General features: G+C 66.1%; 21 protein-coding genes. 11 read left to right on the forward strand and 10 right to left on the reverse strand.

The features are described 5' to 3' along the window. The first annotated feature begins 1 nt into the window (after window position 1). Window positions 2–1,285 carry a glycosyltransferase gene (locus CRM90_RS01565; RefSeq protein WP_102805239.1) on the forward strand — a complete coding sequence of 428 codons (1,284 nt, stop codon included), beginning with the start codon at window positions 2–4 and terminating at the stop codon, window positions 1,283–1,285. Here the strand turns inward: CRM90_RS01565 and CRM90_RS01570 are convergent. The 4 genes from CRM90_RS01570 to CRM90_RS01585 all read right to left on the reverse strand — a co-directional run bounded on the left by CRM90_RS01570 (window position 1,282) and on the right by CRM90_RS01585 (window position 5,808). Beyond that, a complete protein-coding gene (locus CRM90_RS01570; protein ID WP_102805240.1) occupies window positions 1,282–2,619 on the reverse strand; it encodes a cytochrome P450 in 1,338 nt (445 codons plus the stop codon). The two genes, CRM90_RS01565 and CRM90_RS01570, sit on opposite strands and share 4 nt — an antisense overlap. 18 nt (window positions 2,620–2,637) lie before the next feature. Further along, window positions 2,638–4,332, reverse strand: coding sequence for a DEAD/DEAH box helicase (locus CRM90_RS01575; protein WP_102805241.1), 1,695 nt, complete (start codon window positions 4,330–4,332; stop codon window positions 2,638–2,640). Window positions 4,333–4,406: 74 nt separating this feature from the next. Beyond that, complete coding sequence (locus CRM90_RS01580; RefSeq protein WP_102805242.1) at window positions 4,407–4,895, reverse strand: cupin domain-containing protein; 489 nt, start codon at window positions 4,893–4,895, stop codon at window positions 4,407–4,409. Between the two features lie 16 nt (window positions 4,896–4,911). Continuing rightward, window positions 4,912–5,808, reverse strand: coding sequence for an SDR family NAD(P)-dependent oxidoreductase (locus CRM90_RS01585; protein ID WP_102805243.1), 897 nt, complete (start codon window positions 5,806–5,808; stop codon window positions 4,912–4,914). 103 nt (window positions 5,809–5,911) lie between these two features. Here CRM90_RS01585 and CRM90_RS01590 point away from each other — a divergent pair, with 103 nt between their 5' ends. The 3 genes from CRM90_RS01590 to CRM90_RS01600 all read left to right on the forward strand — a co-directional run bounded on the left by CRM90_RS01590 (window position 5,912) and on the right by CRM90_RS01600 (window position 9,347). Next, complete coding sequence (locus CRM90_RS01590; protein WP_102805244.1) at window positions 5,912–6,469, forward strand: TetR/AcrR family transcriptional regulator; 558 nt, start codon at window positions 5,912–5,914, stop codon at window positions 6,467–6,469. Between the two features lie 190 nt (window positions 6,470–6,659). After that, a complete protein-coding gene (gene groL / locus CRM90_RS01595) occupies window positions 6,660–8,285 on the forward strand; it encodes a chaperonin GroEL (RefSeq protein ID WP_102805245.1) in 1,626 nt (541 codons plus the stop codon). 189 nt (window positions 8,286–8,474) lie between these two features. Beyond that, the gene (locus tag CRM90_RS01600) at window positions 8,475–9,347 is read left to right on the forward strand and encodes an endonuclease domain-containing protein (protein WP_102805246.1); all 873 of its coding nucleotides are present in this window, start codon (window positions 8,475–8,477) and stop codon (window positions 9,345–9,347) included. Window positions 9,348–9,405: 58 nt separating this feature from the next. On the opposite strand, the gene CRM90_RS01605 is transcribed toward CRM90_RS01600, so the two are convergent. Next, window positions 9,406–9,774, reverse strand: a complete 369-nt coding sequence (locus tag CRM90_RS01605; protein WP_102805247.1) for a hypothetical protein — start codon at window positions 9,772–9,774, stop codon at window positions 9,406–9,408. A gap of 66 nt (window positions 9,775–9,840) precedes the next feature. On the opposite strand from CRM90_RS01605, the gene CRM90_RS01610 reads away from it, so the two are divergent. Continuing rightward, window positions 9,841–10,665, forward strand: coding sequence for an SDR family NAD(P)-dependent oxidoreductase (locus CRM90_RS01610; RefSeq protein ID WP_102805248.1), 825 nt, complete (start codon window positions 9,841–9,843; stop codon window positions 10,663–10,665). A 94-nt stretch (window positions 10,666–10,759) separates the two neighbouring features. Further along, on the forward strand, window positions 10,760–12,694 hold the full coding sequence (locus tag CRM90_RS01615; protein ID WP_233209112.1) for a YncE family protein: 1,935 nt from the start codon (window positions 10,760–10,762) through the stop codon (window positions 12,692–12,694). Between the two features lie 10 nt (window positions 12,695–12,704). Here CRM90_RS01615 and CRM90_RS01620 read toward each other — a convergent pair whose 3' ends face one another. Together CRM90_RS01620 and CRM90_RS01625 are read right to left on the reverse strand one after the other, a co-directional pair. Then, window positions 12,705–13,268 (reverse strand): carboxymuconolactone decarboxylase family protein, encoded by a 564-nt coding sequence (locus CRM90_RS01620; RefSeq protein ID WP_102805250.1) that lies wholly within the window; start codon window positions 13,266–13,268, stop codon window positions 12,705–12,707. Next, a complete protein-coding gene (locus tag CRM90_RS01625; RefSeq protein WP_102805251.1) occupies window positions 13,265–14,989 on the reverse strand; it encodes an N-acyl-D-amino-acid deacylase family protein in 1,725 nt (574 codons plus the stop codon). Before CRM90_RS01625 ends, CRM90_RS01620 begins: the two co-directional genes overlap by 4 nt. Before the next feature lie 41 nt (window positions 14,990–15,030). Here CRM90_RS01625 and CRM90_RS01630 point away from each other — a divergent pair, with 41 nt between their 5' ends. Genes CRM90_RS01630 through CRM90_RS01650 form a run of 5 tightly spaced genes read left to right on the forward strand, consistent with a single transcriptional unit; the run spans window position 15,031 to window position 18,283 of the window. Beyond that, entirely contained in the window at window positions 15,031–15,441 is a 411-nt protein-coding gene (locus tag CRM90_RS01630; RefSeq protein ID WP_102805252.1) for a VOC family protein, read from the forward strand. A gap of 10 nt (window positions 15,442–15,451) precedes the next feature. Further along, window positions 15,452–15,976 carry a mycothiol transferase gene (locus tag CRM90_RS01635; RefSeq protein WP_102805253.1) on the forward strand — a complete coding sequence of 175 codons (525 nt, stop codon included), beginning with the start codon at window positions 15,452–15,454 and terminating at the stop codon, window positions 15,974–15,976. 44 nt (window positions 15,977–16,020) lie between these two features. Continuing rightward, on the forward strand, window positions 16,021–16,548 hold the full coding sequence (locus CRM90_RS01640; RefSeq protein WP_102805254.1) for a phosphatase PAP2 family protein: 528 nt from the start codon (window positions 16,021–16,023) through the stop codon (window positions 16,546–16,548). Between the two features lie 9 nt (window positions 16,549–16,557). After that, on the forward strand, window positions 16,558–17,415 hold the full coding sequence (gene ppk2 / locus CRM90_RS01645) for a polyphosphate kinase 2 (RefSeq protein ID WP_102805255.1): 858 nt from the start codon (window positions 16,558–16,560) through the stop codon (window positions 17,413–17,415). Window positions 17,416–17,443: 28 nt separating this feature from the next. Next, window positions 17,444–18,283 (forward strand): hypothetical protein, encoded by an 840-nt coding sequence (locus CRM90_RS01650; protein WP_102805256.1) that lies wholly within the window; start codon window positions 17,444–17,446, stop codon window positions 18,281–18,283. Here CRM90_RS01650 and CRM90_RS01655 read toward each other — a convergent pair. Genes CRM90_RS01655 through CRM90_RS30450 form a run of 3 tightly spaced genes read right to left on the reverse strand, consistent with a single transcriptional unit; the run spans window position 18,280 to window position 19,763 of the window. Next, entirely contained in the window at window positions 18,280–18,990 is a 711-nt protein-coding gene (locus CRM90_RS01655; protein WP_102805257.1) for a hypothetical protein, read from the reverse strand. The genes CRM90_RS01650 and CRM90_RS01655 overlap by 4 nt on opposite strands. Then, window positions 18,980–19,633, reverse strand: coding sequence for a hypothetical protein (locus CRM90_RS01660; protein ID WP_102805258.1), 654 nt, complete (start codon window positions 19,631–19,633; stop codon window positions 18,980–18,982). Before CRM90_RS01660 ends, CRM90_RS01655 begins: the two co-directional genes overlap by 11 nt. Further along, the gene (locus tag CRM90_RS30450; RefSeq protein WP_158248974.1) at window positions 19,626–19,763 is read right to left on the reverse strand and encodes a hypothetical protein; all 138 of its coding nucleotides are present in this window, start codon (window positions 19,761–19,763) and stop codon (window positions 19,626–19,628) included. The genes CRM90_RS01660 and CRM90_RS30450 overlap by 8 nt, the downstream gene beginning before the upstream one ends. Window positions 19,764–20,454 lie beyond the last annotated feature (691 nt).

Genomic DNA, 20,454 nt, shown 5'->3' on the forward strand with positions numbered 1-20,454 from the left:
AGTGCGGATCCTCATACCGCTGGTCGGCAGTCGCGGGGACGTTCAGCCCGGGGTTGCGCTCGGTTTGGAACTCGAGCGTCGCGGCCATGACGTGATCATCGGCGCGCCACCGAATTTCGTCGACTTCGTCGCAAAAGCAGGTCTGACCGCGCGCCAATTCGGTCCCGACGTCCATGCGTTGTACTCCTCTCCGGAGGGTCAGAAGGCCTTGGCGGCGGGCAGCACGTTCAAGCTGATGTCGATGGTGTCGAAGCAGATGTCGGAATACGCCGACCGGATGGATGAGGAGCTGATCGACATCTCCAGCGGGGCGGAGATGATCGTCTGCACCACCTTCAGTGAGGACCGGTCGGCGATCGTGGCTGAGTCCCTGGGCATTCCGATGGTGACCCTGCACACCTACCCGTGCCGCAAGAACAGTTTGTACGCGCCGCCGGGCTCGGTGCCGGCGAACTGGAAGGTGCCCGGCGTGTTCACCCGCGTCGCGTGGTCCGCGATCGAGCGACTGCGGACCGTGGTGTTCGGCAAGTACCTCAACAACCTTCGCGGCAAGCTCGGTTTGCCGCGATCGTGGGCCAGCACGGAATCGATTCTCGCCCAGCGCAATGTCCCAGAGCTGCAAATGTACGACCCCGCGTTCGTGCCGGGGCTGGCGCAGGAGTGGGGCTCGTCGCGTCCCATGGTCGGCTTCCTGTGGTTGCCGCAGTCGGCCCGGGCGGCGATCGGCGAGTCGGCCGAAGATCACGCCGAGGTGCTCCAGTGGGTGGACGGCGGCACACCGCCGATCTTCTTCGGGTTCGGCAGCATGCCCATCCTGGATTTCGGGTCGGTGCTCGACATGATCGAGCACATCTGCGAACGAACCGGCGAGCGGGCGCTGGTCAGCGTCGGCGGCGCCACCCTGAGCCCTGAACTGCGGAACACCTCCGACAACGTCAAGGTCGTCGATGCGCTGGCTCACGACCTGGTCTTCCCGCACTGCAAGGCAGCCGTCCACCACGGTGGCATCGGCACCCTCTTCGAGAGCCTGCGGGCGGGACTGCCGACTCTGGTGTGCTCGGTGTCCTTCGATCAGCCGGTGTGGGGCCACCAGGTCGAAAAGCTCGGTGTCGGCGCGCATGTGCCGTTCACCAAGTTGCGGGCCGACACTCTCGGCGCGGGGATCGATGCCATCTTGGATCCGCAGATGCGCCGCCGGGCCGAAGCGTTCGGCGCACGCCTGCAGGCGACCGGAGACGGTGTACCGCGAGTGTGCGACATCGTGGAGAAGACCGCGGCCCGCTAGCTAGGTTGTCGAGGCGAGAACACCACCGGCAGGGCGGCCGGCGACAGGACGAAGTCCTTGGCTTGCGGCTTGACCTCGAAACCGGCGGGCAACCGGATGTCCCATCGGGAGAACAGCGCCGCGGCTTGCAAGGTGATGGACAACAACGCGAATTGGCTTCCGGGGCAATGTCGTTGCCCCAGGCCGAACGCCATCATGACCTCGCGGTCCACCGAGTCGGATTCCCAGCGGTCGGGGTCGAAGGTCGAGGCATGGGGGAAATACTGGTCCTGCAGATGGATCATCAACGGGCTGAACAAGATGTTGGTGCCGTCCGGGAACTCGACCGAGCCGATGTGTACCGGTCCGTCGGCGGTGAGGATGCTGATCCACGGTGCCCACATTCGCAGCGTCTCGGTGAGAACGTTGCGCAGGTAGCGCAGTGCGGGAACATCGCCCACTTCCACAGGGCGAGAACCGACTACGGAGTCCAGCTCGTGTCGAATCCTCGCGGTGATGTCGGGGGCGCGACTCGTCTCGTAGATGAGCCAGGAGAACATCGACGACTGCGATCCGATGCTCGCCGCCAGTGCCAGCAGCAGTTCGTCGACGAGGTCGTCATCGGACAGCGTCGCCCCGGTCTCCTCGTCGACGTGATGCAGAAGTGCCGAGAGCATGTCGCCCTCGTCGGGTGCTTGGCGCCGTCGCTCGATGAGTGACCTCAGCGCGGAGCGCACTCGCCTCGAGTCGGAGATGAATCGGCGGTTGGCCAGCAGCCGCAACTGCCTCGCGGTCTTGGGCAGGGCGCCGCGAATGATGACTTCGCTGAGCAGCCAAGGGGTTCGCTCGCGGATGACGTCGATCTCCTCGGCGTCGGATTGGGCGCGGAACAGGGTTGCCAGCATGGTGCGCATCACCAGCTGGTGCACGCTGGCCCGCAAGTCGGTCTGGGTCCCGCTGACAAGTGAGCCCGACCAGTCGTCGGCGATCGCCGCGACCGTGAGCCCGTACTCGGTGAGACGGCGTTGCCGAAAAACCGGGGCGATCAGTCGGCGCCGCAAGTCGTGTTCGGGCCCGCTGAGGACATTGGTCGCGCCGCTGACCAATTCGTGGATCGCCTCGCGCATCGGCTCGCGGTGGAACGCACCCGCGCGGCCGAGGCTGACGTCGCGGATCAGCTCCGGGATGGTGAGCAGGTAGGAGGCCCGCGGGCCCAGATACACCCGGACGATCGGGCCGATACCGGGAGCGCGCAGTAGCAACTCGCGGGGATCGCCCGTGACCATGTGGGCGTGGCCGATCAACGGCAGACGCCCTGGCGCCGTGGGGATTCCAGAGAGGCCGGCTGGCGTCATGGCGGCAGCGTAACTGGTTTACGACGAGGTCAGGCTGCGAACGGCTTCGATGCGGGCCTTCAGCTGATCGGTGGTGGCTGCGGCCACCGGTGGTCCGCCGCAGACCCGCCGCAGTTCGTTGTGGATCTGACCGTGCGTCTTGCCGGTGCGGTGATGGGCCAGCGACACCAGGGCGTTGAGTTCGCGGCGCAGATCCCGCAGCTGGCCGTGCGTGGTCAGCCGTGGCACCTCACCGCTGGCGGTCCGCTTCTCGATCTGCTCTTCTTGCCTGCGCCGCAACAGATCTCGCATCGACTCGGCGTCGAGCAGGCCGGGGATGCCGAGGTAGTCGGCCTCCTCGTCGCTGCCGGCCGGCGTCGCGGTCCCGAACGACGACCCGTCGAAGATGACCTGATCGAGCTCGGCGTCGGCGCCCAGATACTCGATCTTGTTGTCGCCCTCGTCGGGCTCGTCGCGGTTCTGCTTGGCCAGCTCCGCCTCGAGCGGATCGTCGTCGAGGTTCTCCCGGTGCGGCTTGCCCAGCACGTGATTGCGCTGAGCCTCCATCTCGCTGGCCAGCAGCAGCAGGTTGGGCACCGACGGCAAGAAGATGCAGGCGGTCTCGCCGGGCCGCCGGGACCGCACGAACCGGCCGATCGCCTGGGCGAAGAACAGCGGGGTCGAGGCGCTGGTGGCGTACACGCCGACCGCCAGACGCGGTACGTCGACACCTTCGGACACCATCCGCACCGCCACCAGCCAGCGCGATGTGCTCTCCGAGAACTGCGAGATGCGATCTGAGGCGCCCTTGTCGTCGGAGAGGACGACGGTGGGGGCCTCACCGGTGATCTTGAGTAGCAGATCGGCGTAGGCGCGGGCAGCGGTCTGATCGGAGGCGATGATCATGCCGCCTGCGTCGGGGACGTGTTCGCGAAGTCCGCGCAGCCGGGTGTCGGCTGCTGCGATCACCGCGGGCATCCATTCGCCGGCGGGGTTGAGTGCGGTCTTCCATGCCCGCGCGGTCTGCTCGGCGGTCAGCGGCTCACCCAGGCGAGCCGCGTGCTCCTCGCCGGCACTGTCGCGCCAGCGGGCTTCCCCGGAGTACGCCATGAACATGACCGGCCGCACGACGCCGTCGGCCAGTGCGTCGGAGTAGCCGTAGGTGTGGTCGGCGGACGAGCGGGCGAAGCCGTCGGGACCAACCTCGTAGTTGACGAACGGGATCGGGCTGTCGTCGCTGCGGAACGGCGTCCCGGTGAGCGCCAGCCGCCGAGTCGCGTCGTCGAACGCCTCCCGGATGGCGTCGCCCCACGTCTTGGCGTCACCGCCGTGGTGGATCTCATCGAAGACGACGAGCGTTTTGCGGTTCTCGGTGCGTACCCGGTGCCGGGTTGGGTGGCTGGCAACCTGGGCGTAGGTGACCACGACGCCGTGATACTCCGCGGAGGTCTGCGAATTCGAGTTGGAGAACTTGGGGTCGAGGGCGATCCCGTGTCGTGCCGCGGCCTGCGCCCACTGGATCTTGAGGTGCTCGGTGGGGACGACGATGGTGACCGCTTCGACGGTGCCCTCGGCGAGTAGCTCGGCGACGATCCGCAGGGCGAAGGTGGTCTTACCGGCCCCGGGGGTCGCGACAGCGAGAAAATCGCGCGGCTTGGCGGCCAGATACTTGACCAACGCCCGTCGCTGCCAGCCCCGTAACGCCTGGGTGCTGGGCGCATCAACTGCCCGCACCCCTGGGACTCCTCTCGGTCGAGATGGACTCTAGTGCAAGCAGATCCGCCCGCGCACTTCGATCCGGCGTGTCGTCAGACCAAGAAATTGTCGTTGCGAATGAAGAACTCGCGGCGTTCGTCGTCGGTCAGCTCACCGAGCTTGGGCAACCCCTCGAAATAGAACTCACGGGGCGCGCCGGGAGCAAACAACATCAAGATCGAGGCGGGCTCGTCGGACTGGTTCCCGAAACCGTGGATTCCGCCGGGTGGGACGTAGAGGTAGTCGCCTTGCTCGCCGACGGTCCACTGGCGGCCGTCGAACAACTGGATCCGGCCGGAGATCACGAAGAAGGACTCCGACATGGCCTTGTGGAAATGCGGCCCGGGTCCACCTGCCTTCGGGCCGAGGTCGACGCGGTACAGACCGAAGTCACCGCCGGTCGATTTCTCGGTGGCCAGGTACGTGTACTTGACCGGGCCGACTTCGAAGTCGGCCGGGGTATCGGCCTTGCGCAGGGTGGCGCTGACCTCGCCGTCCCCGTCGTACCGCGGCGGGGGATAGGGCGGCACGTGCAGCGACATGGCTACATTGTGCCGGTCATCCGAGCGGGTAGGTCACGCCTGTCAGTTCTTCGGACGCCGCCCACAACCGCTTCTGCGCCGCGACGTCATGCGACCGCCCATTGGAGGAGACGAGCTTCGGGTAGCCCCGCATCTGCAGCAATCCGCCGGGGCCGTAGTACTGGCCGCCGTGCACCGTCGGGTCGGTCGCGGCGCGCAACGTGGGCAGCGCACCCATCTCGGAGCTCTGCACGGTCAGGCCGAAACCCCGTTCGACGATCTTGGGCAGGTTGCGCCCCAGCTCGGTGGCCGAGCTTCCCGGGTGGGCTGCGGTGGCGATGGTGTCGGTGCCGGCCAGACGCTTCTGGAGTTCGTAGGTGAACAGCAGGTTGGCCAGCTTGGCCTGACCGTAGGCGCCGGTGCGGCTGTAGCTGCGCTCGGACTGCAGATCGTCGAAGCGAATGCGCCCGAACCGGTGTCCGTTGCTGCTGACTGTGACGACCCGGGAGCCCGCAGTGGCGAGGAGCCGGTCGAGCACCAACCCGGTGAGCGCGAAATGGCCCAAGTGGTTGGTGCCGAACTGGAGCTCGAACCCGTCCTGGGTGGTCTGCTTGGGCGTCATCATCACACCGGCGTTGTTGATCAGCAGGTCGATGCGGTCGTGGCGGGCGCGCAGCTCCTCGGCGGCAGCGCGGATTGACGCCAGCGAGGTGAGGTCGAGTTCTTGCACGCTGACGTCGGCCCCAGGGTAGCGCCGCACGATGAGGTCGGCGGCGGCCTTGCCCTTGTCGAGATTGCGGACCGCGAGAACCACGTGCGCGCCCTTGGCTGCGAGTGCGCGGGCGGTTTCATAGCCCAGTCCGGTATTGGCGCCTGTGATGACGACTGTCCGCCCGGTCTGGTCCGGGATGTCGGCGGAAGTCCAGGGTGCCATGCGGTTCTCCTCGGTTAGACTGGCTAACCGGAGCGTGCGCCCCGGTTTTATCCGACTATACGGAACGCGCGCCCCGCTTTGTCAACGCGTGAAGGGGTGTGAGGTGGTGCTGAGCTGCCGGCCGCTACGGGCCGATGCCGCGCGCAACCGTGCCCGGGTGCTGCAGGTGGCCTACGAGGTCTTCGCCGAGCAGGGGCTGGCCGTGCCGATCGACGAGATCGCCCGGCGGGCCGGCGTCGGCGCCGGCACCGTCTATCGGCATTTCCCGACCAAGGAAGCACTGTTCGAGGCCGTCATCAGCGATCGGGTACGGCTGGTGGTGGCGCGAGGACGGGAACTGCTCGCTGCCGATCCGTCCACCGCGCTGTTCGAATTCCTCCGCGAGATGGTGCGTTCCGGCGCTGCCGACCACGGGATGGTCGAGGCGCTGGCGCGATACGGGATCGACCTCGACTCCGCGGCGCCCGGCGCCGAAGCGGAGTTTCTCGAGGTGCTGGGGGAGATGCTGGTGGCGGCGCAAAAGGCCGGTGCCGCCCGAGCTGACGTCGGTGTCGCCGAACTGAAGGCACTGCTGGTCGTGTGCAAGAGCGGCCAGGAATACGGCGAGGACGTCGCCGACCGGATCACCAACGTCATCGTGGCCGGTTTACGCGCCGGGTGAACGGCTGATCCACTTCTTGCACTCACCTAGGTCGAGTGCTAAGAATGTGGTTGGCACTCACGACCAGTGAGTGCTAGGTCGGGACGGTGAGGCCGGGGCCGCGCACGCGCGGAGCACTCTCCAGCCGTCCGTCGCGGGCACTGCACCCGACCGAAGACGTGCCATCCCCAACCGGAGGATTCACTTCGCAATGTCCAAGATCATTGCTTACGACGAAGAGGCTCGCCGCGGCCTCGAGCGGGGCCTGAACGCCCTCGCCGACGCGGTAAAGGTGACGCTGGGCCCCAAGGGTCGCAACGTCGTCCTGGAGAAGAAGTGGGGCGCCCCCACGATCACCAACGATGGCGTGTCCATCGCCAAGGAGATCGAGCTCGAGGACCCGTACGAGAAGATCGGCGCCGAGCTGGTCAAGGAAGTCGCCAAGAAGACTGACGACGTCGCGGGCGACGGCACCACCACCGCCACCGTGCTCGCTCAGGCTCTGGTTCGCGAAGGCCTGCGCAACGTCGCTGCCGGCGCCAACCCGCTCGGCCTGAAGCGCGGCATCGAGAAGGCCGTCGAGAAGATCACCGAGACGCTCCTCAAGAGCGCCAAGGAGGTCGAGACCAAGGACCAGATCGCGGCCACCGCCGGGATCTCCGCGGGCGACCAGACCATCGGTGACCTGATCGCCGAGGCCATGGACAAGGTCGGCAACGAGGGTGTCATCACCGTCGAGGAGTCGAACACCTTCGGCCTGCAGCTCGAGCTCACCGAGGGTATGCGCTTCGACAAGGGCTACATCTCGGGTTACTTCGTGACCGACGCCGAGCGTCAGGAAGCGGTCCTCGAGGATCCGTACATCCTGCTGGTGTCGTCGAAGGTCTCGACGGTCAAGGACCTGCTTCCCTTGCTGGAGAAGGTCATTCAGTCGGGCAAGCCGCTGCTGATCATCGCCGAGGACGTCGAGGGCGAAGCCCTGTCCACCCTGGTGGTCAACAAGATCCGTGGCACCTTCAAGTCCGTCGCCGTCAAGGCCCCGGGCTTCGGTGACCGCCGCAAGGCCATGCTGCAGGACATCGCGATCCTGACCGGTGGCCAGGTTGTCAGCGAGGAGGTCGGCCTCTCGCTCGAGACCGCCGATGTCTCGCTGCTGGGTCAGGCCCGCAAGATCGTCGTCACCAAGGACGAGACCACCATCGTCGAGGGTGCCGGTGATTCCGACGCCATCGCCGGCCGGGTGGCTCAGATCCGTGCCGAGATCGAGAACAGCGATTCCGACTACGACCGCGAGAAGCTGCAGGAGCGCCTGGCCAAGCTGGCCGGCGGTGTTGCGGTGATCAAGGCCGGAGCTGCCACCGAGGTGGAGCTCAAGGAGCGCAAGCACCGCATCGAAGATGCTGTGCGCAATGCCAAGGCCGCCGTCGAGGAGGGCATCGTCGCCGGTGGTGGCGTGGCTCTGCTGCAGTCGGCTCCGGCTCTCGACGAGCTCAAGCTCGAGGGTGACGAGGCGACCGGTGCCAACATCGTGCGTGTCGCGCTGTCGGCTCCGCTGAAGCAGATCGCCTTCAACGCGGGCCTCGAGCCCGGCGTTGTCGCCGAGAAGGTCCAGAACTCTGCTCAGGGGACCGGCCTCAACGCCGCGTCCGGTGTGTACGAGGACCTGCTCAAGGCCGGCGTTGCCGACCCGGTGAAGGTCACCCGTTCGGCGCTGCAGAACGCGGCGTCCATCGCGGCGCTGTTCCTCACCACCGAGGCCGTCGTCGCCGACAAGCCGGAGAAGGCCGCCGCACCTGCGGGCGACCCGACCGGTGGCATGGGCGGTATGGACTTCTAAGTCCCTGTACGAAAGAAGCCCCGGTGCGCTCCGCGCATCGGGGCTTTTTCGTTTGTCCGTTCCGCTTCCTTCCGCCGAGTGTGCGGTTTCATCCGCAACACGCCGCGGTTGGCGTATCGATCCGCACACTCGCGGCTGCGCTGTGGACAGCAGGACGCACACGCTGCGACGCATTGGCAGTCTTCGCGTATGCAGACCATTGCCTGGCCGTTCCTCGCGGCCGAGGCATTGGCCGCCAATGAGCTCACCTTTCGCGAGCTCAGACGGTTTCATGCAGCGGTCTATCCAGGTGTGTGGACGCCGCGCGGTGTCGAACTCTCAGCAATCGATCGCGCCCGCGCCGCATGGCTCTGGTCGGGGCGCCGAGGTGTACTGGCCGGTTTGTCCGCGTCGGCGTTGCTGGGCGCGAAATGGATCGATCCGGACGTGCCCGCGGAGCTGGTGCACACCAATCGGCGCGCACCACAACTGATCTCAGTGCATTCGGACACCTTGTTGCCTGCCGAGATCCAACTCGCGCGCGGGCTGCCTGTCACCACGCCGGCTCGAACGGCCTTCGATCTGGGACGGCGGCTCGACTTCACGACGGCAATACAACGGATCGACGCCCTCATGAACGCCACGGACGTGAAGGTCGACGACGTCTGGTCCGTCATAGCTCACCACGGGGGCGTACGCGGATTACGGCAGTTGACGTCACTGCTTGAGCTTGTCGACGGCGGGGCTGAATCGCCGTACGAGTCGCTCACCCGAATACTGCTTGTCCGCAATGGCTTTCCGCGGCCACGGACGCAGGTTCGAGTATGCGACGACGACGGATATGTGGTGGCCCGACTTGATATGGGATGGCCCGAATACCGAGTCGGCGTCGACTTCGACGGAGCGCACCACTGGACTGACCCACAGCAGCGATCGAAGGACATCGAACGCTACGCGCGACTGCCAGAGCTCGGATGGACCGACGTTCGGGTGACAAGTTCTATGCTGCACAACAATCCGCGGGTCATCCTCGACCGGGTCGGGCAAGCGCTCACGGCGCGAGGCTGCCCGCGGACGTGGTGAGTGTGCGTCCACATCCGCGATCGACGGCGTGTCGCGGATGAAACCGCACGCTCGGCGGTCAGGCCAGCGGGACGCAGTCGTCGCCGCAGCCGGATGCCGTCGCCACACCCGGGACGGCAGGGCGGTGCAACACCGCGCGCTGCGGGACGACTTGCAGCCGGTCGTCGGCGAACTCGCCGCGGCCGTCGACGATCAAGCTGTACCCGCCAGGCTCTCGTGGCGGCCATACCATGGTGACGTCGGGGTGCGCGAGCGCGTTGCGCCGCGTGCTGTTGCCCACCGATCCGACATCGAGCACACCCGCGACGAGCTGAGGGTCTATCGCGACGGTGTGCGCGCGGTGCTCGTCGCTCACGGTGATCAGATAGCCGAACGGATAGTCGGCCAGCGCTCCGGCGAGCTGATCGAGATCCACCTTGACGCTCATGCGCCGACGATACTGCGCCGGTCTAGCGTGGGAATACCGTCGCTGCCCGCACGAGTTGAGGACCACATGCCGCTGCCTACGCCGTCCCCCACGTCCACTGCCGTCGTCACTGGGGCCTCCTCGGGAATCGGTGCAGACATCGCCCGTGAACTCGCCGCCCGCGGGCACGGGGTCACCCTCGTCGCCCGCCGCGAGGACAAGCTCCGAGAGCTCGCGGCCGAACTCGCCAACCAGGTTCGCGTCGAGGTCATCGCCTGCGACGTCGCCGACGCCGACGCCCGCGCAGCGCTGTTCGACGAGGTCGAGCGACGCGGCCTGACCGTCGACATCCTGATCAACAACGCCGGCATCGGCGTGGTCGGCTCGGTCGCCACCGCACCGGTCGCCGACGAAATCGCTCAAGTACGTGTCAACGTCGAAGCCGTCATCGACCTCACCTCACGCGCTGTGCAGCAGATGGTGCCGCGCGGTCGCGGCGCGATCCTGAACGTCGGTTCGACCGCAGGCTTCCAACCGTTCCCGGGCCAGGCCGGCTACGCCGCCACCAAAGCCTTCGTCCGCAGCTTCACCGCGGGGCTGCGCGGCGAACTCGCGGGCACCGGCGTGGCCGCCGCGGTCCTGCACCCCGGACCGGTACGCACCGAGTTCCTCGCCGCCGCGGGGATGGACGAACGCGAATTCGCCTCGGCCTTCCCGAAATTCATGTGGATGCCGTCACGGACAGTCGCGAAGATCGGTGTCGACGCGTTGGCCGGCGACCGCGGCGACGTGATCGCCGGTATTCAGAACGTGGTCAGCACCCGCATCTTCCAGACCTTGCCGCATCGCGTGCTGCTGCCCTTGCTGGCCAAGAGCCACCCCGCGCTCAAGCGCGACAAAACCCGACACTGACGTTCAGTAGTTAGCTACTGAGTCCGCCGGGCGCTCCCTGCGATTACAGTTTGAATGCTCCTTCGGGGGTTTCGGTGAGCGTTGGGGGATTGCCATGAAGCGTGATCAGCGACGTCTGTGGTTGGCCGCAGGCGTGATGTCCGTCGGCGTGGGGGCTGCGGTGACCGGTGGTGCAGCCCTTGCCCATGCCGACACCACCGGGTCTTCGCCCGCCGCGGGTCCCGCGAAGCCACACGCGGCTGCCGGCACTCCACATCTTCGTGCCGCACACCCGCCGGTCGCGTCGCCCGGTGCTGCGCGTAGAGCCGTCTCGGCGCGCGCACAGAAGCCGGATACCGCGATAACGATTGCCTCCGTTGGGCATTCGCCTCGTATCCGCACCGCAGCCGCCAGTCGAGCGGCGGTGCAGCCCTCGGCGTCCGCGGTGCCGCCACCACCGCCGCTCGGGGCGATCATCCCGCGACTGTTCAACGCGTTGGTGCCGCTGATCAACAACACCCCGATACGCGACCTGCTCAACATCGTCGATCCGCCGGGAACGCCGGGGGCCACCGTGATCCGGCTGGCCGGGACACCGTCCAGCGCGGTGTTGAGCCCCACCGGCAATCTGCTGTTCGAGCTCACCGTGCCGCCGAGTCCCCTGGGGGGCATCTTCTACGTCCCGCCCGCGTACTCCACGCTGACGGTGATAAATACGGCGACGAACACGGTCGTGGGAGTGCCCATCAACGTCCGCGGCGTCCCCATCGGGGCACCCGTGATCAGCGCGGACGGTACCCGCGCCTACCAGAGCTCGTCGGTGGCGGGCGGGGTGAACACGACGTATGTGACGGTGATCGACACCGCGAGCGGCAACGTCGTCGGGCGGCCGGTCCGGCTGGACGGCTGGTCGGCCGGCGGCGTGGTGCTCAGCGCCGACGGCCACTACGCCTACCAGGCGACCACCATCAGTGTCGGGAGCGTCTTGACCACCGCGGTGAGCGCCATCGACACCACAAAGGTCGCTACCGTAGGCGATCCGGTGACGGTGCAGGGTTGGATTCGGGGGTCGATGGTGCGCAACCTCGACGCCACTCGGCTCTGTCTGGCCACCGCGGACCAGGTTGCAGTGATCGACACCTCGGACATGTCGCTCGTCGCTCCGCCGATCGCTGTCGACGGCTCCCCGAACGGCGGCGTCGTCGCGAGCCCAGACGGCACCCGGGCTGTGGTGACGACCGACCGTGGCAGCTTTCCCGACAACACCGTCGTCGTCACGCTCGTCGACCTCGCCAGCGGGACCGTGATCGGAACACCCACGGTCATCAAGGGTTTCACCTACAGCGCCCCGGCCGCGGTTCCGCTATTCAACGACGGCGGCGCGCGGCTCAATCAGATCACCGGGGCCTACGACCCGGATACCAAGACCAGCTCGACCGTCCTGACGATCATCGACAGCAGCACCGGCGACCTCGTCGGTACCCCAATCGCTCTGCCCGGCAACGACACTCGCTTCATGGCGGTACAGGTTCCCGACCCGGCGGACAGCCACCTGTTCGTCGCCTCCGGGATCACCCAGACCTACGACTCGATGGTCATCACCGTCGTCGACACCTCCGACGGCACGGTGGTGGGGACGCCCGTGACGTTGCCGGGTTACGGCGCGATTGTGTCTGGTCCCGACGTAGGCAATGTGTACGTGTCCGCCGCCAGCCTCGCCGGCCAGGTCCAAGTCAGTGTGGTCAACGGAGACGGCTCGGCCACCGGTACCTCGAGGTGGCTGCCTGGGACACCGACAGTCCTCTTGGTGAATCACGGTGGTTCACGGGTGTATCAGCTCACCGCCGTCGGCTCGCAAACGCAGGTGACGGCACTGACGGCCGTCACGGCGATCTCGACAGGCACACAAGCGATCAGCGGCACTGTCTCCAGCGCACTGATTTCACCTGACGGCACGAAGATCTACGACACCAACAACGGATCCTCGGCGCCGTTGTCGATTGCCTTCCCGACCCGGGTCACGGTGGTGAAGACCAGTGTCCTCGGCTAGCGCTACTCGTTCACGACGCTGAACCCGGCCAGGCCCGCATCCAGCCCTCGACCGGCAGGTCCAGTCCGTTGCACAGCGTGCACACGGTCCGGTACCAGCCGACGGCGATCAGCAGTTCCATCCGCTGCTCGTCGTCGAAGCTCTCACCCAGCGCGGCCCAGGTGGACGCCGACCACGAGCCGGTGCGCTCCAGCTCGTCGACGGCCTCGATGAGCATCCGCTCCGAAGCGCTCCATCGCGCATCGTCAGCAGAGCCGACCGTCAAGGCGTCGGCCTCATCACCGGACACCCCGGCGATCGGTCCCCAGAATGCGGCCTGCCCGCCCCACTCGTAGGCGCAGCGCAGCAGCCCGCAGATCCGCAGGATCGCGATCGTTCGGACGCGCGGTGGCAGCCGGGTGTCGACGTAGAGGGATTCACCCATCTTGCGCAGCTTGCGCGCCATGTCGGGGTGCCGCTGCAGACACCGCACCAGCAGCAACGGCTCATAGGTGCGATCGGGATGGCCCCAGCTGCCGATGTCGGCGGCGTCGGCGTCACTCCACGGCTGGGCCAGCGGCGCAGCGCGGCTCACCGGGCAGGCACGGGTTGCCGTCCGCGGATCAGTTTGCCCGGCAGCGCCGACGTCGGCACCCCGTTCTCCGAGATCACCTCACCGGCGACGATCGTCGCCACATAGCCGTCGGCGGTCTGGTCGAGCCGCCGCCCGCCCGCGGGCAGATCGGCCTTGACGGTCGGCTGGTGCAGCCGCAGCGCATCGGCGTCGATCACATTGACGTCGGCTTTGTAGCCGACCGCGAGCCGGCCGCGGTCGGCCAGGCCGGCGATGCGGGCGGGCACCGACGTCAGCTCCTGGATCACCCGTTGCAGCGAGAGCCGGCCAGATGGCCTGTCTCGCACCCAGTGCGTCAGCATGTAGGTGGGAAAGCTTGCGTCGCAGATCATTCCGTAATGCGCGCCGCCGTCGCCCAGACCCAGGACGACATCGTCGCGCTGAATCAGCTCGGCCACCGTGTCCAGCGAGTTGTCCCGGAAGTTGGCCAGCGTCACCAGCAGCATGGCGTGGCCGTCGTCGTCGAGCAGCCGGTCGTACGCCTCCTCCAGGGGGCTGACGCCCCGTGTGGCCGCCCGTGCACCGATCGAATCCTCAGGGGAGGGTTCGTAATTCGGCGGGTCACCCAGCGGGAACATGTAGTTCCACGCCTGCGCGGCGAACATCAGCGGATGTCCGTCGCTGGCCGGCTGGTCGTTCAGGATGCGTTCGCGCACTTCCGGTTTGCGCATCTCGGCGACGCGCTCGGCCAGCGGCAGATCGGCGATCTCCCGGTATGCCGGGTACATGACGAACGGGTTGCCGGACAGGTCCAGACCGAGAACCAGGCCGATCGGCCGCGGGAAGATCTGCCCCGTGACATCGCCGCCGTTGGCGTTGGCCTTCTCGACCATACGCAATGCGTCGAGGTGGATCGGCGGACCCGCGTTACCGATCGCGAGCGTGAAGGTCACCGGCAATCCCACGTCCGAGGCGACGTCGAACACCGCGCTGAGCGCACCCTCGTAGTCTCCGGCCATCAGATCCGGCACGAACTGCAGCAGTCCGCCGCCGGCGTCGTCGACACCTCGAGCGATCGCCTCGATCTCCTCGTACTGCGCCTCGTAACTCGGAATAGGTTGTCCACCAGAGGTTTTATGCAGGGTGAGCCGTGACGAGGCGAAGCCCAGCGCACCCGCGCGAATCGCCTCCTCCGCCAGCTTGCGCATCATCGCCAGGTCCTCGGGAGTCGGAAGCTCACGGTTGACGCCGCGCTCACCCATCACGTACACCCGCAGCGGGGAGTGCGGCAGGAACGCTGCGACGTCGATGTCTCGCCGTCGCGAATCCAGTGCGTCGAGGAATTCGGGGAAGGTCTCCCAGGTCCACGGCAGACCGTCGACCATCACGACGCCGGGGATGTCCTCGACACCGGCCATGACGTCGACGAGCGTGTCGTGGTCCTCCGGACGGCACGGCGCGAAGCCGACGCCGCAATTGCCCATGACTGCAGTGGTCACCCCGTGAGCCGACGACGGCGTCATCCGATCCGACCAGATCGCCTGCCCGTCGTAATGGGTGTGCAGGTCGACGAAGCCGGGGGTGACGAGCAGGCCGGTGGCGTCGATCTCACGCTCACCTTTCTCGGTGACGGTGCCCACCGCGGCGATGACGCCGTCGGACACCGCGACGTCACCGGGGTAGGGCTCGCCGCCCAGCCCGTCGACGATCGTTCCGTTGCGGATGACCAGGTCATAGCTCATACCGACGACATTACGTCGCAACCTCCTGTCACGATGGAGGTGTGATCGATCACTTCGGAATCAACTGCGACAACTACGCCGAATCCCAGGAGTTCTACGACAAGGTCCTGCATGTCTTGGGCTACCACCGGGTGATGGACTTCGGTGAAGCCATCGGTTACGGCACCGACGGCAAGCCCTCGTTCTGGATCGCCGACGCCTCCGCCGGTGACGCCACCGGACCCAACCGGGAGGTGCACATCGCCTTCGCGGCCAAGGACGCCGAATCGGTCCAGGCGTTCTTCCACACCGCCCTGGCGCTCGGCGTCGAGCCACTGCACGAGCCGCGGCTGTGGCCCGAATACCATCCGGGCTACTACGGCGCTTTCGTGCGCGACCCCGAGGGCAACAACGTCGAAGCGGTCTTCCATGGCGCCCAGCCTGAGGCTCAGACCCCGACGAACTCCGCGTAGCGTTCCGGTTATGGCTGACTCACTGTCCGATGCAGATGCCGCCCGCGAACTCCTGCGCGACTCGTTCACCCGCATCATCGAGCATGTCCAGGACATCACCGACGATCTGACCGAGGAACTCTCGTTCTTCCGGCCGACCTCCACGGCCAACAGCATCGCGTGGCTGGTGTGGCACAGCGCCCGGATTCAGGATGCGCAGCTCGCTGATATAGCCGGAACCGAGCAGGTGTGGTTCAGCGGCGGATGGGTGGACCGCTTCGATCTGGACCTGCCCCGCGACGCGCACGGCTACGGCCACACTCCCGAGGAGGTCGGCAAGGTTCGGGTTCCCGCAGACTTGCTGGCCGGCTACTACCACGCCGTGCACAAGATCACGTTGGAGTACATCGCCAGCGTCACCACCGAGGAACTCGCCCGCGTCGTCGACAAGAACTGGAATCCGCCGGTGACGGCAAGCGCGCGGTTGGTCAGCATCATCGACGACTGTGTCCAGCATCTGGGGCAGGCGGCGTACGTGCGGGGCATCGCCCGCTGATCACCTCCGCGGTCCGCTGGTGGCCGCCGGTCGGGCTGGCCGTGATGGCGCTGCTCGGGTGGGCCGTGGGGAAGGGCTCGACCGCGGTCGACGACTGGTTCCAGCTTGCCAACGGCAGCGGGCTGGGACGACTGCTGTTCTTCACCGATCAGCGCACGATGGCGGTTCTTGTGGTCGGTGTGCTGGCGCTCGCCGTCTACCGGCGCCGCTGGCTCCCGGTCGCCGCAGTCGCAGTGAGTCCTGTTGCCGCCATTTGGCTTTCGCGCTTCTTCAAGGACATCTTCGGTCGCCAGAAGGGTGGCGGGCTCGCCTATCCGAGCGGCCACACCACGCTGATGGTGGTGGTGCTGGGCATGGTCCTTCTGGTGGTGGGGGCGCAGCTGTATGTCGTGGTGGTCGCCGTTGTCTGGGCGCTGCTGGGGATGCTGGGGCAGGCGGTGACCTATCACTACTTCACCGACGCCGTTGGTGGGCTCCTGCTGGGCAGCGCGATCGCCTGCCTGGCCGCCGCGCTTGTCGGCGGGACCGCTCGTTCACCGCGGCGTCACCCCCGGTTTCCTTCACGCTGCTAATTTCCGCGCGTGTCACTAGACAGCCACGGATACACCGTTTTCGATGACGACGATGACGACCCGGTGCTGCTCGACGCCAGCGGTTTGGCCGTCGACACCTGGCGGGAGAACTACCCGTACGAACATCGGATGTCGCGCAACGAGTACGAGGAGCAGAAGCGGCTGCTGCAGATCGAGCTGCTGAAGCTGCAGAAGTGGAGCCAGACGAACGGGCTGCGGCACGTCCTGGTTTTCGAGGGGCGCGACGCGGCGGGCAAGGGCGGCACCATCAAGCGCTTCATGGAGCACCTCAACCCGCGGGGCGCTCGGGTGGTGGCATTGGAGAAACCCACTGAGAAGGAACGCACTCAGTGGTACTTCCAGCGCTACGTCAACCACCTGCCTGCGGCAGGCGAGATCGTGATGTTCGACCGGTCCTGGTACAACCGCGCCGGGGTGGAACGGGTGATGGGGTACTGCACGCCCAAGCAGCACGCCGAGTTCATCCGGCAGGCGCCGTTGTTCGAGCAGATGCTGGTCAACGACGGCATCAGCCTGACCAAGCTCTGGTTCTCGGTGTCCTCGAGCGAGCAGCGCACCCGGTTCACCATCCGCCAGGTCGACCCCGTCCGGCAGTGGAAACTGTCGCCGACGGACCTGGCGTCGCTGGACAAATGGCACGACTACACCTCGGCCAAGGAAGACATGTTCGCCTGGACCGACACTGAGATCGCGCCGTGGACGGTCATCAAGAGCAACGATAAGAAACGCGCGCGGATCAACGCGATGCGCCACGTGCTGAGTAAGTTCAACTACGACAACAAAGACCATGAGGTGGTCGGCCAGCCCGACCCCTTGATCGTGGGCCGCGCCACTCACTCCGACTGAGGCGTCGCGTCCCCGCAGAGGAGGGCGCGTGCGGTTCGCGACGACGCTACTGATGTGGCTCGTCACGACGCTCTTGTTGGCGGTCGCCTTGCCGGCGGTCTGGGTGCAGCAGCACCTGGTCGACGAGGACGGGTACGCGGCGCTGGCGCAGAAGGCGGCGGCCGATCCCGGGTTGCAGTCGGCGATGGCCTCGGAGCTGACCTCACAGGTGGGCCGATTGGGTACTGGCGTGAACACCGGGACGGTGAGTTTGGTCGCGGCCGCATACACCGCGAGTTCGACGTTCCCAGGACAGTTCGCGCAGGCGAATCGCTTCGCGCACCGATGGCTGTTCACTGATCGGGTCCGGTCGAGTGTCGATTCGCAAGGCCGGTGGGTGATTGACGCCGCGCCGATGCTGTCAGATGCCGCGTTCACAGAGACGCTCAGCGACTACAACGTCACGCTGCCGTCGTCTCTGCCAATCCCGTTGACCGACAACGCGCCTGCGGCGTTACGGCCCGGCGCGTTACGTCCGGTTGCGACATTCGGCCCGTGGGTCAGCGTCGGCGCCGCGGTAGTGGCCGGGCTGTTCGCCCTGCTGACCCTTTTCGTGGCACGCAGTCGGGGCAAGATGCTCATAGGACTGGGCGTGTCGGCTCTGCTGGTAGGCGCGGCTGGTTGGGCCGCAATCGAATTCGGCCGCCGTCGCCTGGATGCGGTGTTGAACAACTCGTCTGGTGATATCCGGCGGATCGCCGAGGTGATGGTCGGCACTGCGCAGGACAGCATGCATCAGTGGTTGAACATCACTTTGATTGCCGGGGGCGGGCTGGTGATCATCGGGGTGATCGTGTCGCTGCTGGTGAGTCTGGCCAGGACGAACTAGGCAGACGACTCGTCGTCGTCTTCACGGGCGTAGTGCCGGGCGACCGGGTCTCGTAGGCCGTAGCCCATCGGTCGGATGGTGCCGATTCGGTAGCCGATGAGATAGAGGATCGGCGGCAGGAACGCCATCGAAACCGACAGTGCCGCAGCAATGATGGCTTGGGTGTTCTGCCCGCGCGCCTTCGGGAGTTTGCGTGTCGCGTCGTCGATACCGGAGACGAGGGCTCCCAGACAAACTATTGCTGCGGCGGGTAGAGTCTTCGCGTTCCACTCCGTCAGTGCGCCTCCGAGACCGAAAAACCCGACACATGCGACGAACAACCACCACGTCTTGGACGCTGTGACGCGACCGGGGTAGCTGTCGCGCGGCGGCATCGATGCCGGCTCGTCGGCGTCGGCGTCGGTTGGGTCAGGCGCGCTGTCCTGCATCGAGAATGCATGATTGCGTCCGCGGATCCTGATGTAGGGCGTCTTGAAATACGCCTGCAGGACGGTGACAAACGCGATGCAGAGTGCCGCGGCCACAACGACCTTCCATCCCCGGCCTGCCAAGCTCAGGGAGATGAAGGAGCCGCCGAGCAGCGAGCCGAACCAGTACACCCACCGCTCGTACTGACGGTCTTTGACGAAGGCGGTGCCGAGCCAGCCGGCGACGAGAAGTGCTGCGCCTACGATAAACAGCCATTGCGACCAGGTTTCAAGAGTCATGGTCCATTAAGGGTTCGTGCGTGAGTTCCTCACGCGGCGTCGGCGTGGTCATGTAGTAGGCGACGAAGTACACCAGCGTCGGCCACAGCAGCGTCGGTATTGATGACAGGACCACGATGGCAAATGCAAGATAGTGCCCTCGAGCTACTGGATACCGGTCCTTCCTGTCTAGGTGCCCCATTAGAGCGAGCGGCGCCGCGACGAGCGCGCCACCCATGATGCCAACTGGGACAAGCCATCCCATCGACAAAGCAAACCCGCCTGTGATAACGCCAAGTAGGGCTACGTTCCACCACATGCTGGGAGCTGTGACGCGCTCTAGGTAGCTGTCTGGCGGAGGAGGCGGGGTGTCCGGGTCCTCACGAGCATCACTGATCCAGAAGGTCCATACACGGCCACTGATCTTGATGAAGGGCGTGAAATAAAAGGCATATATGGCCGCAACGAAGACGCATCCTGCAGCGGTTAGAGCAGAGGTGGTAGCACCACGATCGGAGACATAGAGCGCGAAGAGAACCGCTGCGCCACACCATCCGCTCCAAAACACCCGCCGCTTCTGTTTCGTGCTCAACGGTAATGCCACCGCGGCAACGCCTATGAAGCCGGCGAACAATCCGGCCGCGAACAGTAGGCGTTCAGTCATCGGGATCGACGGGCGCCAACGCCGGCGGTCGATCGGGCCGGTTATGTGTAAAGGCGCCGTAGACGCGGCCGTTGATCTTGATGAAGTTCGTCCAGAATCCGGCGACAGCGAACAACGCGAGGACCGTCATGACCGCAGCGAATAATCCACCTTGCCAATACGGCAGCTGGGACAAGAACAGCGATACGGCGGTGACGGCGCAACCCGTCCACCAAACGCGACGTTGGATCGAGTCAGGTGAGAGCTTCGCGGACTTCCACAGCGGGAAGCTGCTAAAGATTGCGCCCGCACCGAGCGCGCCTATTGCTGAATAACCGAATACTTCTTGCATTCTCACCACGCGAGTTGGAGGTCGGGCAGGAGGTCACGTGTCATCTTCAATGTCGGGGCTGCCGCTCAGTGCGACCGGCGCTTTTGAGTGGACGGCGCTTGCCGAACTGGTAGCCAGCCGCGTACGCGATGGTTGGTAGTCCCCACAACAGCAATGACGCGACAACGGCGATGACAGCCTGGACAATCTGTCCACGCGCAACTGGCTCACCTCGTGATGCGTCATCCGCACCGGCGAACGCACCCATCACTGTCAACGCAATGGCTCCGATCACTGACTGCCAAACCCAGCCGAACAAGTACACGTCAGCCGCGATTATTGAAGTAAGAACGACTGCAATCCACCAGAACCCGTCAGCTGTAACCACGCCGCTGTAGCTATGTGGGGGTGGGGGAGGCGGTGGCGGGGGCTCTGACCCGTCTTCCGGCGGGTCCGGATGAGTGTTCTTGACGAACACGGAGCGCGTCCGGCCACCAATTCTCAGTTGCCA

Origin of the sequence: Mycobacterium sp. ENV421, assembly GCF_002887815.1 — a bacterium.
Taxonomy (GTDB): Bacteria; Actinomycetota; Actinomycetes; order Mycobacteriales; family Mycobacteriaceae; genus Mycobacterium.